Source organism: Streptomyces doebereineriae (genome assembly GCF_031845645.1).
GTDB lineage: Bacteria > Actinomycetota > Actinomycetes > Streptomycetales > Streptomycetaceae > Streptomyces > Streptomyces canus.
In genome coordinates this window covers 1-12063 of sequence record NZ_JAVREZ010000017.1, presented here as the reverse complement: position 1 = coordinate 12063, position 12063 = coordinate 1, and the positions used below count along the sequence as shown (strand labels likewise).

At 70.4% G+C, this 12063-nt stretch carries 11 protein-coding genes and 2 rRNA genes; 2 read left to right on the top strand and 11 right to left on the bottom strand.

Features of this window, described 5'->3' with window-relative positions; genetic code table 11:
- Positions 1–239: 239 nt before the first annotated feature.
- From recN to RNB18_RS37110, 4 genes are all read right to left on the bottom strand, one after another.
- Positions 240–1958, bottom strand: coding sequence for a DNA repair protein RecN (gene recN / locus RNB18_RS37125; RefSeq protein ID WP_311718682.1), 1719 nt, complete (start codon positions 1956–1958; stop codon positions 240–242).
- A 107-nt stretch (positions 1959–2065) separates the two neighbouring features.
- On the bottom strand, positions 2066–2971 hold the full coding sequence (locus RNB18_RS37120; protein ID WP_069761165.1) for an NAD kinase: 906 nt from the start codon (positions 2969–2971) through the stop codon (positions 2066–2068).
- Positions 2968–3783 (bottom strand): TlyA family RNA methyltransferase, encoded by an 816-nt coding sequence (locus tag RNB18_RS37115; RefSeq protein ID WP_057614517.1) that lies wholly within the window; start codon positions 3781–3783, stop codon positions 2968–2970. The genes RNB18_RS37120 and RNB18_RS37115 overlap by 4 nt, the downstream gene beginning before the upstream one ends.
- Positions 3784–3790: 7 nt before the next feature.
- Positions 3791–4093: a hypothetical protein gene (locus RNB18_RS37110; RefSeq protein ID WP_311718492.1), complete on the bottom strand. Its 303-nt coding sequence runs from the start codon at positions 4091–4093 to the stop codon at positions 3791–3793.
- A 42-nt stretch (positions 4094–4135) separates the two neighbouring features.
- On the opposite strand from RNB18_RS37110, the gene RNB18_RS37105 reads away from it, so the two are divergent.
- Positions 4136–4483 carry an SCP2 sterol-binding domain-containing protein gene (locus RNB18_RS37105; RefSeq protein ID WP_311718491.1) on the top strand — a complete coding sequence of 116 codons (348 nt, stop codon included), beginning with the start codon at positions 4136–4138 and terminating at the stop codon, positions 4481–4483.
- Here RNB18_RS37105 and RNB18_RS37100 read toward each other — a convergent pair.
- From RNB18_RS37100 to RNB18_RS37085, 4 genes are all read right to left on the bottom strand, one after another.
- Positions 4467–5336 (bottom strand): ABC transporter ATP-binding protein, encoded by an 870-nt coding sequence (locus RNB18_RS37100; protein WP_311718489.1) that lies wholly within the window; start codon positions 5334–5336, stop codon positions 4467–4469. The two genes, RNB18_RS37105 and RNB18_RS37100, sit on opposite strands and share 17 nt — an antisense overlap.
- Positions 5333–6370, bottom strand: a complete 1038-nt coding sequence (locus RNB18_RS37095; protein ID WP_311718488.1) for a FecCD family ABC transporter permease — start codon at positions 6368–6370, stop codon at positions 5333–5335. The genes RNB18_RS37100 and RNB18_RS37095 overlap by 4 nt, the downstream gene beginning before the upstream one ends.
- Positions 6367–7410: a FecCD family ABC transporter permease gene (locus tag RNB18_RS37090; RefSeq protein ID WP_311718487.1), complete on the bottom strand. Its 1044-nt coding sequence runs from the start codon at positions 7408–7410 to the stop codon at positions 6367–6369. Before RNB18_RS37090 ends, RNB18_RS37095 begins: the two co-directional genes overlap by 4 nt.
- Positions 7411–7501: 91 nt before the next feature.
- Entirely contained in the window at positions 7502–8530 is a 1029-nt protein-coding gene (locus RNB18_RS37085) for an HAD hydrolase-like protein (RefSeq protein WP_311718486.1), read from the bottom strand.
- A 72-nt stretch (positions 8531–8602) separates the two neighbouring features.
- Between RNB18_RS37085 and RNB18_RS37080 the strand changes: the two genes are divergently transcribed.
- Positions 8603–9895 carry a DUF1015 domain-containing protein gene (locus tag RNB18_RS37080; protein WP_311718485.1) on the top strand — a complete coding sequence of 431 codons (1293 nt, stop codon included), beginning with the start codon at positions 8603–8605 and terminating at the stop codon, positions 9893–9895.
- A gap of 62 nt (positions 9896–9957) precedes the next feature.
- Here RNB18_RS37080 and RNB18_RS37075 read toward each other — a convergent pair whose 3' ends face one another.
- The 3 genes from RNB18_RS37075 to RNB18_RS37060 form a co-directional block, all read right to left on the bottom strand.
- Positions 9958–10752, bottom strand: a complete 795-nt coding sequence (locus RNB18_RS37075) for a tetratricopeptide repeat protein (RefSeq protein ID WP_079072818.1) — start codon at positions 10750–10752, stop codon at positions 9958–9960.
- Positions 10753–11756: 1004 nt separating this feature from the next.
- Positions 11757–11873, bottom strand: a 5S ribosomal RNA gene (gene rrf / locus RNB18_RS37065).
- A gap of 105 nt (positions 11874–11978) precedes the next feature.
- Positions 11979–12063: ribosomal RNA gene (locus RNB18_RS37060) — 23S ribosomal RNA — on the bottom strand; the annotation flags it as partial.

Below are 12063 nucleotides of genomic sequence, written 5' to 3'. Positions count from 1 at the left end.
TTCGGGTCGGGCGGTCACGAGGAAACGTACAGAAGGTGTCGAGCGGGGGGTGTACCGCGCGCTTCCTACGCGTGATGGCTTCTCTGCCAAGGATGCCAGGACGTACGGGTGTTCCGTGAATGCGGAGAACGGGGGAACGGCGTGTGCGGCGAGTCGGGGTCACTCACAAGAGTGACGGGACGGCTGTTCTGACATGCCGACGCGAGTCAGAGCGACGGTGATTCCCAGGGACGTACCCCTCACGCATCCGCCCGAGCTGTGGCCAGCAACTCCTCCGCATGCGCGCGGGCCGTCTCCGAGTCCTCCTGTCCGGCGAGCATCCGGGACAGCTCCCGAACCCGTTCCTCGCCCTCCAGGACCTTCACACCGGACCGGGTGACAGACCCGTCGTTCGTCTTCTCGACCAGCAACTGCCGGTCGGCGAAGGCGGCGACCTGAGGCAGATGGGTCACGACCACGACCTGCGCGGTCTTCGCGAGCCGCGCCAGCCGCCGCCCGATCTCGACCGCCGCCTTGCCGCCGACCCCGGCGTCGACCTCGTCGAAGAGATAGGTCGGCACGGGGTCCGTCCCCGCGAACACGACCTCGACGGCCAGCATCACGCGCGAGAGCTCACCACCGGACGCGCCCTTGGCGATGGGCCGCGCCGGCGCACCCGGATGCGGGGCGAGCAGCAGCTCGACCTCGTCGACACCGGCCGGCCCGTACGCGACCGCACGCCCGCCGACCTCCACGCCCTCCGGGTCCTCGGTCTGCCGGATGGCGAAGGACACACGCGCGTGGGGCATCGCCAGCGAGGCCAGCTCTGCGGTCACCGCGGCGGCAAACCTCTCCGCGGCCTCCGTACGCGCATCCGTCAGCGCCTGCGCCAGCCCGCCCAGTTCGGCCCTGAGCGCGTCCCGCTCGGCGGTCAGCTCGTCGATCCGCTCGTCGTCGCCGTCCAGTTCGGTGAGCCTCGCGGCACTCTGCTCGGCCCACGTGAGCACGGCGGCGACGTCCTCGCCGTACTTCCGCGTCAGCGCGGTGAGGGCGGCCCGCCGCTCCTCCACGGCCGACAGCCGCAGCGGATCGGCGTCCAGGTCGTCGGCGTACCCCGCCAGCTCCCCGGCCACATCGCCCAGCAGGATCCCGATCTCCCCGATCCGGTCGGCGAGTGCCGCCAGGGCCGGGTCGTGCGACCGTACGGCTTCCAGAGCCCGCTGAGCGCCCGCCACGAGCGTCGCGGCCTCGATGCCCTCGGGGTCCTCGGGGTTCCCTGCGAGGGCGGCATGAGCGGCCGTGGCGGCCGACGACAGAGCCTCCGCGTGCCCGAGTCGCTCGGCCTCCTCGGCCAGCTCGACGTCCTCCCCTGCCCGAGGCTCCACGCCGGCGATCTCGTCGAGCCCGTACCGCAGTATGTCGGCTTCCTGGGCCCGCTCACGCGCGCGCGTGACGATCTCGTCCAGTTCGACGGAGACGGCCCGCAGCCGCCGGTAGGCCTCGGTGTACTTGGCCAGCGGCACGGCGACGGCATCACCCGCGTACCGGTCGAGCGCCTGCCGCTGCCGGGTCAGCTTGAGCAGCCCCTGCTGATCGGTCTGCCCGTGCACGGCGACCAGCTCGTCGGCGAGCTCGGCGAGCACCCCGACGGGCACGGACCGCCCACCCAGGTGCGCCCGGGACCGCCCTTCGGCGGAAACGGTACGGCTGATCAACAGCGCCCCGTCGTCGAGCTCCGCCCCGGCCTCCTCGGCCCGTACGACGACGGAGTCGCCGGCGGACACCGTGATCCGCCCCTCCACCACCGCCTTCTCGGCCCCGATCCGCACGAGCGCCGCGTCAGCCCGCCCACCGAGCAGCAGCCCCAGGCTGGTGACCACCATGGTCTTGCCCGCACCCGTCTCACCGGTGACAGCGGTGAACCCGGGCGACAACTCGACGACGGCGTCATCGATGACTCCGAGCGACCGTATCCGCATCTCTTCCAGCACGGTGAAGACCTTACGAGGTCGGGAGGACGAGATGCGAGGCCCCCTGTCACTCGGGCGAGTGGACCGACCTGTTCAGGGCCGCGGGGAACCGCAGGCTAGTGCGGCGCCCCCCGCCACCCGGAAACGGGCAACGCGAACTTCGCCACCAACCGATCCGTGAACGAAGCGTGATGCAGCCGAGCAAGCCGCACCGGCACAGCCCCCCGCCGCACCTCGACCCGCGCCCCCGGCGGCAACTCGAACGTCCGCCGCCCGTCACACCACAACACACCCGGCGGAATGTGAGGCAACAACTCCACGGCCAGCACCGAGTTCGGCGAGGTCACCAGCGGCTTCGCGAACAGCGCGTGCGCGGAGATCGGCACCATCAGCAGCGCCTCCACCTCGGGCCACACCACCGGCCCACCCGCGGAGAACGCGTAGGCCGTGGACCCGGTGGGCGTGGACAGCACGATCCCGTCACACCCGAAGCCCGTCACCGGCCGCCCGTCGATCTCCAGCACGACCTCGAGCAACTTCTCCGCGCCGGCCTTCTGCACGGCCGCCTCGTTCAGTGCCCAGTCCGTGTGAACGATGTCCCCGTTCCGGTGAACGACGACATCGACGGTCATCCGCTCCTCGACCTCGTACGCCTTGGTCACCACCCGGTCGACGACCTTGTCGAGATCGTCCCGCTCCGCCTCCGCGAGGAACCCGACACTGCCCAGGTTGACGCCCAGCATCGGCACCCCGGACGCCCGGGCGAACTCGGCGCCGCGCAGCAGCGTTCCGTCGCCGCCGAGCACGATGAGCAACTCGCACCCTTCGAGGCACTGCGGAGTCGCCTCCTTGACGAGCTGCACCTCGGGCGGCAGCGGCAGGTCGGCCGCCTCGTACTCCAGGACGCGCACGCCGATCCCCGACTGCATCAGCCCCTTGACGACCAGCTCGGCGCTGCGAATGGCCGCGGGCCGCCCGGTGTGGGCGAGCAGGAAAACAGTACGAGCTCGGTTCTGGCTCAACGCGGCCCCTCCGCAACTGCACGGTCGACATCGGCCGGGTCCAGGGCGGGGGCCCCGGCACGCAGCCACAGAAAGTATTCGACATTTCCCGAGGGTCCGGGCAACGGACTGGCCGTGACCCCGTTCACCCCGAGCCCGAGTTCCGCCGCCTTCGCGGCGACACCGCGCACGGCCTCGGCCCGCAGCTGCGTACTGCGTACGACTCCCCCACTGCCCAGCCGTTCCTTACCCACCTCGAACTGCGGCTTCACCATCATCACCAGATCGGCGTCCGGCTTCACGCACCGCACCAGGGCGGGCAGTACCAGTCCGAGCGGGATGAAGGACAGATCCCCCACGACAAGATCCACTGGTTCCCCATCGATCGCTTCGAGCGTCAACTCGCGTACGTTCGTACGGTCCTTGACGGTGACGCGTTCATCGCTCTGAAGAGACCACGCGAGTTGTCCGTAGCCGACGTCGACGGCGACCACGTGCGCCGCCCCCGCCCGCAGCAGCACATCGGTGAAACCGCCGGTGGAGGCCCCGGCGTCCAGCGCCCGCCGCCCCTCCACGACGAGCCCCCGCGGCACGAACACCTGAAGGGCGCCCGCGAGCTTGTGCCCACCCCGGGACACGTAGCCGGGATCGCTGTCGTCGCTCTGCACCACGATCGCGGCCGCGGTCTCCACCTGGGTGGCGGACTTGGTCGCGACGGTCTTGCCGACGGTGACCCGCCCGGCCGCGATCAGCTGGCCGGCATGCTCGCGCGAGCGCGCCAGCTTCCGGCGGACCAGCTCCGCGTCCAGACGGTTGCGTGCGACTCCTGCCACGTTCGGTTCAGCTCCTAGTGCCATACGAGGGTGAGGGCGCCCTCTGGTCATACGACGGTGAGGGCGCCGGAGGTCCCGGGCGGGCGTCGAGCGCGGTGAGCGCGTCGCGCAGCCCCAGGTGTACATCCTCGTACACCTCGATGTGTCCGTCCGTGGCGAGGTGGTCGGCGTCACCCAGCCGCTCCAGCTGAGCGTCCACTTCGGCGTTGCCGGTGGGGGTGCGGGGCACGTTCAGAGGGGCGGGGGCAGCCGGGTCGTACCCGGGGTCGACCGGGACCTCTTGTGAAGGCTCTGGAACTGCGTCGCTCATGCCCAGACGCTACCCCGAACCGCTGGGGTACCGTCGATCGCGATGGCCACGATCGAGGAGTGCCGCGCCGCACTCGAAAAGCTCTCCGACAACATGCAGAACGCCGAGGGGGACACCGCCACGGCGGCGTCCATGGACCGCTCGGTCAGCTGCCATATCACCGATCTCGACGTCACCTTCGTCGGCCGGATGACCGGCGGCCGAATCGTGGTGCACGACACCCTGCAGGGCCCTCCGAAAGAGAAGGCCCAGATCAGGCTCACCATGTCCGGTGACGACCTGGTGGCCCTGGTGAACGGCGAGCTGAACTTCGCCAAGGCCTGGGGCTCGGGCCGGGTGAAGCTGGAGGCAGGCCTCAGGGACCTGTTCCAGCTCAGGAAGCTTCTGTAGCGGCCTGCACGCGCACGCGTGCCTTGCGCGCCGCCGGCACCACCAGCGGCGTCCCCGTCTCCGGGTCGTCGATCACCTGGCAGCGCAGTCCGAAGACCTCCTCGACCAGTTCGGCCGTGACGATGTCGTTCGGGCGCCCCTCGGCGATGATCTTCCCGCTCTTCAGCGCGATGAGATGCGTGGCATACCGGGCGGCGTGGTTGAGGTCGTGCAGGACGGCCACCAGCGTGCGGCCCTGCTCCTCGTGCAACTCGGCGCAGAGGTCGAGGACGTCGATCTGGTGCTGGATGTCGAGGTAGGTCGTCGGCTCGTCGAGGAGCAGCAGCGGGGTCTGCTGGGCGAGCGCCATCGCGATCCACACCCGCTGGCGCTGACCGCCGGACAGCTCGTCGACGTACCGCTCGGCGAGTTCCGCGACGCCGGTCTGCCGCATGGACTCCTGTACGACCCGCTCGTCCTCGGTGGACCACTGGCGCAGGATGCCCTGGTGGGGGTAGCGGCCGCGGCCGACCAGGTCGGCGACGGTGATCCCGTCCGGCGCGATCGACGACTGCGGGAGCAGACCCAGAGTGCGGGCGACCTTCTTCGCCGGCATCGACTGGATGACCTGCCCGTCGAGCAGCACCTTGCCCTGGCTGGGCTTGAGCATGCGCGAGAGGGCCCGCAGAAGCGTGGACTTGCCGCACGCGTTGGGGCCGACGATCACCGTGAAGGAGTTGTCGGGTATCTCCACGGACAGCTGCTCGGCGATGACCCGCTGGTCGTAGGCGAGGGTGACGGTGTCGGCGGACAGGCGGTTCACGGTGCTCCTTGGATTGGTCAGTCCGCTGGTGAGGATGGTCTCGGCGCTCATATCCGGCCCGCCTTGCGCTCGGTGACCAGGAGCCACAGCAGATAGACGCCGCCGAGGACTCCGGTGACCACGCCGACGGGCAGCTGGTCCGCGCCGAAGACCTTCTGCGAGACCCAGTCGGCGGTGACCAGGAGAGTGGCGCCCATGCACAGGGACGGCACCAGGTTGGGGCCGGGCGAGCGGGTGAGGCGGCGGGCCAGCTGCGGAGCGGTGAGCGCGACGAAGCTGACCGGTCCGGCGGCCGCGGTGGCGGCGGCGGTGAGCAGGACAGCGGCGACCAACAGCAGCAGCCGTACGCGCTCGACACGCACCCCCAGGGCGTTCGACACGTCGTCGCCCATCTCCATCATTCTCAGGCCGCGCGCGTTGGCGAGGACGAGCGGGAGGAGGACGGCGCACAGCCACAGCAGCGGCCAGACCTGCGCCCAGTCCCGGCCGCTGAGGGAGCCGGTCATCCAGACGACCGCCTGGGCCGCCTCGGTGAGGGTGGACCGGGTCAACAGATAGCCGTTGACCGCCGTGACGATCGCGGAGACACCGATACCGACCAGAACCAGCCGGTACCCGTGCACGCCCTGCTTCCAGGCGAGCAGATAGATGGCGAACCCGGTCACGAGTCCGCCCACGAGCGCGCCCAGGGTGACCTGGGTCGCGCTCCCGGAGAACAGCACGATCATCGTGAGCGCCCCGGCCGTCGCCCCCTGGCTGAGCCCGAGCACGTCCGGACTGCCCAGCGGATTGCGGGAGATGGCCTGGAACAGCGCGCCCCCGAGCCCGAGCGAGGCGCCGACCAGGAGCCCGACGAGGACCCGCGGCAGCCGCAGCTCGTTGATGATGAACTCCTGCCCCGCGTTGCCGTTCCCGAGCAGCGTCTTCAGCACGTCCCCGGCGGGGATCGGGAAGTCGCCGGTGCCGATCAGCACGACGCTCGCGGTGAGCGCGGCAAGGAGGATCAGGCCGACGACGACGGTGGCCCGGACGTCCAGCCGGAGGGAAAGCCCGCCGGGGGTCCTGATGGCACGGTTGGTCCTCACAGCTGCGCCGTCCTCCGCCGTCGTACGAGAAAGATGAAGACCGGCCCGCCGATGACAGCGGTGACGATGCCGACCTGGAGCTCCGCGGGCCGCGCGACGAGGCGCCCGATGACGTCGGAGCCCAGCAGCAGCACGGGCGACAGGATGGTCGCGTACGGCAGGATCCAGCGCAGGTCGGGGCCGGTGAAGGAGCGCACGATGTGCGGCACCATCAGGCCGACGAACACGATCGGTCCGCAGGCGGCGGTCGCGGCCCCGCACAGCACGGTCGCAGAGAGCATGGCCAGCGCCCGGGTGCGGTTGAGGTTGGCGCCGAGCGCCTTGGCGGTGTCGTCGCCCATCTCCATCGCGTTGAGCGGCCGGGCCAGCGCGAGAGCGAGGAGCGAGCCGACCGCGAGGAACGGCAGCACCTGCAGGATGGTCGAGTTGTTCGCCGAGGACAGCGAACCGACCGTCCAGAAACGCATCTTGTTGAGCGCCTGGTCGTCGGTGATCATCACGGCCTGGAGATAGCCGTACAGCGCCGCACTGATCGCCGTACCGGCCAGCGCGAGCCTGACCGGGGTGGCACCGCGGCTCCCGCCCAGGAACCAGACCAGGGCGCCCACCGCGGCCGCGCCGAGAAAGGCGAACCAGACATAGCCGCTGAGCGAGGTGACACCGAAGAAGGTGATCGCGGTGACGACCGCCGCCGACGCGCCCGCGTTGATGCCGAGCAGCCCCGGGTCTGCCAGCGGATTACGGGTGAGCGCCTGCAGCACCGCCCCGGACAGACCGAGCGCGGCACCGGCCAGCAGGCCGAGGACGGTCCGCGACAAGCGGTCGGCCACCACGACGTCCCCATAGGTCCCCGTGTCCTGGAACAGGCCGTGCCAGACCTGTTCCACGGACAGCCCTTTCGCCCCGACCGCGATGCTCGCCATCGCGACGAGCACCAGGATCACGACGGACACGAGGAGCCCAAGGACTCGTATCGCCCGGCGGGTTGGGGGCGCGGGGGCGGTCTCCGCGCGCTGTTCGGGAGGACTGTCGACCAACACGCAGTTAGGTTAGCCTACCCTGCCAAGCAGCCACGATCCCGAGGTCCGCAACGTCCCCGGACTCACGGGAACGCGTGCCCGCCCCTACGACTCACAACCCCAGCCTGGCAAGCGCCTTCCCCCCGTCCAGCTCGCACACACCGTCTCCGGCCGCCGTCCAGGCCGCCGCGCACAGCGCCCGCAGCCCGTCCAGGGCCTCGCCGCCACCCTCGAGTTCCAGTCGCTCCTCGCCGGCCTTCGCACTCCAGCCACCGCACCGGAAGCCTTCTCCCGCCTCGGTGACCTCGGGCTGCCCGGTGAGCATTCCCCGCAGATCGGCGTCCACATAGGTCGGCCGGTGCTGCGGCGGCGCGGCCAGCAGCTGGGCGCCGTCGGTGACGCCGGTGAGCACGAGCAGCGAGTCCACCTCGCCGTTGAACGCGCCCTCGATGTCCGTGTCCAGCCGGTCCCCGACCACCAACGGCCGCTTCGCACCGGTCCGCAGGATCGTCTCGCGGTGCATGGGAGGCAACGGCTTGCCCGCGACCTGCGGCTCGGCACCGGTCGCTATCCGCACGACCTCCACCGCGGCTCCGTTGCCCGGTGCGATCCCGCGCCCGCTCGGAATCGTCAGGTCGGTGTTGGACGCGAACCAGGGCACCCCCCGTGCAACGGCATAACTGGCCTCCGCGAACCGCCCCCAGGGCAGGTCCGGCCCACCGAAGCCCTGCACGACCGCCACCGGATCGTCGTCCGCCGACTCCACGGGCTCAAGACCCCGCTCGCGCAGCGCGACCCGCAGCCCCTCGCCACCGATCACGAGCACCCGGGAACCGGCCGGGACCTGCTCGCTGATCAGCCGCGCGACCGCCTGGGCGGAGGTGATGACGTCATCGGCGCCCGTCGGTATCCCCAGCTCGGTGAGGTGCTCGGCCACCGTGTCGGGCGTGCGCAGCGCGTTGTTGGTGACGTAGGCGAGATGCATGCCCCCCTCGCGCGCGGTGGCGAGCGAGTCGACGGCATGCGCGATCGCGTTCCCGCCCGCGTACACCACCCCGTCGAGATCGAGCAGCGCGGTGTCGTACGCCTCACTCAGGGCCTGCCCACTGCCCTCGGGCCTCGTCCTCACGCCCTGGCTCATTCCGCATCGCTCCTCGTTCGACGGCTTTCCCCCGATCATCCCCCATGCCACTGACACCCGTACGATGCCGGGATGAACACAGCAGGTCACCCGGAAGCAACGGCGCGCCGAGGCCTGGAACTCACCCCGTTCCGAGGCCTGCGCTACGACCCCGACCGGGTCGGCAGCCTGGCCGCCGTGACATCACCGCCGTACGACGTCGTGGTCCGCCCCGACGGCCTGCACCAACTCCAGTCCAACGACCCGTACAACATCGTCCGGCTGATCCTTCCGCAGGCGACGACACCGGCCGAACGCAACGAGCAGGCGGCCCGCACCCTGCGCGGCTGGCTCTCCGAGGGCATCCTGACCGCCGACCCCGAACCCGGCCTGTACGTGTACGAACAGCGAGACGGAGCCGGCCTGCTCCAGCGCGGGATCATCGGCACCCTGCTCCTGTCGGAGCCGTCGGAGGGCGTGGTCCTGCCGCACGAGGACGTCATGCCGCACGTCGTCGCCGACCGCGCGGCCCTGATGCGCGCCACCTCGGCGAATCTGGAGCCCCTGCTCCTCACCTACCGCGGCAACGGCTCGGAGTCCGTCACGACGACCGCGATCGAACGTATGGCCGGGCAGCCCCCGCTCCTGGCCACCACCACCGAGGACGGCTACAGCCACCGCCTGTGGTCGATCACCGACCCGGCCGAAGTGGCCCGCATCCGCTCGGACCTGGCCCAGCACCAGGCCCTCATCGCCGACGGCCACCACCGCTGGGCGACCTATCGCCGTCTACGCGCGGAGCACCCCTCCCCCAGCCCCTGGGACCACGGCCTGGTCCTCCTCGTGGACACGGCCCGCTACCCCCTGCGCGTCCGCGCCATCCACCGCCTGCTGCACGGCGTCCCGGTGGCCCGGTCCCTGGCGCTCCTCGACGGTCTCTTCCGCGTACAGCGCCTCGACGTCCCCCTGGCCGAGGCCCTGGACGCCCTCGCCGACTCGGCCTGCGCGGGCAACGCCTTCCTCCTCGCCGGAGACGGCGCCTTCCACCTCGTGGACCGCCCCGACCCGGACCTCCTGTCCCGCACGGTCCCCACGGACCGCCCCACCGCCTGGCGCACCCTGGACGCCACGGTCCTGCACGCCACGCTTCTCGCCAACGTCTGGCACATCCCCGAGGACGACCCCGCCCGCATCGCCTACATCCACGACACGGCCGCCACGGTCGAGAAGGCGGAACGCGACGGCGGAACAGCCGTCCTGATGCACCCGGTCCGCGAAGAGGTCGTACGCGACCTCGCCCGCCAGGGCGTCACGATGCCCCGGAAGTCGACGTCGTTCGGCCCGAAGCCGGCGTCGGGGCTGGTCCTGCGCGCACTGGACGTATGACGCACGAAGGGGCGGGATCCCGGGGTCCCGCCCCTTGTTCACTGCTTCACTGACCGCGCGTGTCAGTCCTTGAGGTCGCCGTCTTCGTCGTCGTCAGCCTCTTCGGCGGCTTCGTCTTCCGCTTCTACGACTTCTACGACCTTCTCGGCGGCCTCGCTGTCGGCCTGCTCCTCAGCCTCGTCGAAGGCGTCGACGAACTCGACCCCGTCCATCTCGGCGAGTCGGTCGGAGGCGTCGGTGCTGCCGTCCTTGTCGGACTCCACTGCCTTGGCGAACCACTCCCGCGCCTCACTCTCCCGACCGGCCGCGAGCAGCGCGTCGGCGTACGCGTACCGCAGCCGCGCAGTCCACGGCTGCACCGAGTTGGAGGCCAGCTCGGGACTCTGCAGCGTCACGATGGCCGCGTCCAGCTGCCCCATGTCACGCCGGGCACCGGCGACGACGAGCCGCATCTCCACCTGCCCCGCCTTGTCGAGCTTGTGCACCTCGGGCGCCCCTGCCATGTCCAGCGCCTTCTCCGGCCGCCCGAGCCCACGCTCGCAGTCGGCCATGACCGGCCACAGCTCCACGTTCCCGGTCATCCGCCGCGCGGCCCGGAACTCGGCGAGCGCCTCGCTGTACTTCTGGCTGGCGTACGCCGCGAACCCGGCCGCCTCTCGTACGGCGGCGACACGCGACGCCAACCGCAGGGCCACCTTGGAGTAGCCGTAGGCACCCTCGGGGTCTTCGTCGATGAGCCGGGCGACCATCACCAGGTTCTTGGCGACATCCTCCGCGAGCCCCTTCGGCAGGCTCTGGAGCTCCTGCCGTACGTCCTTGTCGATCTCGTCGCCCGTGACGTCCTCGGGGATCGGCAGCCGCTTGATCGGCTCACGATCACGCTCCCTCTCGTCCCGGAAACGCCCGCCGCCACGCCGGTCGTCGCCACCGCGCCGGTCGTCCCGCCCACGGAACCCGCCGGGCCGCCCACCACGGTCGTCCCTACGGGGTCCACCGCGCCCGCCACGGTCGTCACGCCGGTCACTGTCCCGGCGGAAGCCGCCCCGGTCGTCCCGGTTGTCGTCCCGCCGGAAACCACCACGGTCGCCTCGGTTGTCGTCACGCCGGTCGTTGTCGCGACGGAAGCCACCACGATCACCGCGGTCATCGCTCCGGCGGTCATCCCGCCGATCGTCACGGCGCTCGTAGCTGCCGCGGTTGTCATCGCGACGGAAGCCACCACGATCACCGCGGTCATCGCTCCGGCGGTCATCACGGCGGAAGCCACCACGGTCGTTGTCGCGACGCTCTACGCGCTCGCCTCGGTCGTCACGGCGGAAGGCAGGCCGGTCGCCATCGCGTCGGAACCCACGGTCACGGTCGCGGTCGTCACGGCGGGGGCCGGTCGGCCGGTCGTCGCGACGGAACGCGGGGCGAGGCCCACGGTCGTCCCCACGGGGCCCGCGATCGCGGTCGTCACGCCGGCCATAACCGCCACCACGATTGTCGCCACCACGGCTGTCGCCACTGCGGTTGTCGTCGCGACGGAAACCACCACGATCGCCGCGGTCATCGCTCCGGCGGTCGTCACGGCGGTCATCCCGCCGGACATAGCCACCACTGCGGTTGTCATCACGGCGGCCGTAGCCGCCACCACGATTGCCGCCGCGCTCATTGCCGCCACGGTCGCCGGCACCGCGGTTGTCGTCGCGGCGGAAACCGCCACGGTCACCACTGTCCCGTCGCCGCTGGTCGCGCTCCGGTCGGTCGTCGGGAGAGTTGGTGGACATGGTGACTCCTGTCTTCGGTACTGCAAGCATTCTAAAAACAAAAGGACCCCTGGTCCCAGCTGAACGCTGGGACCAGGGGTCCTCCAAATATTGTTCGGCGGCGTCCTACTCTCCCACAGGGTCCCCCCTGCAGTACCATCGGCGCTGTAAGGCTTAGCTTCCGGGTTCGAAATGTAACCGGGCGTTTCCCTCACGCTATGGCCACCGAAACCCTAATGGTTTCGAGCGAACAAGCACACTTTTCTGTTATGCGTTCTAGCTCAAAGCCGACAACGGTCGTTGCCTCAGAACTAACACAGTGGACGCGAGCAAATATGGACAAGCCCTCGGCCTATTAGTACCGGTCACCTCCACCCATTACTGGGCTTCCAGATCCGGCCTATCAACCCAGTCGTCTAC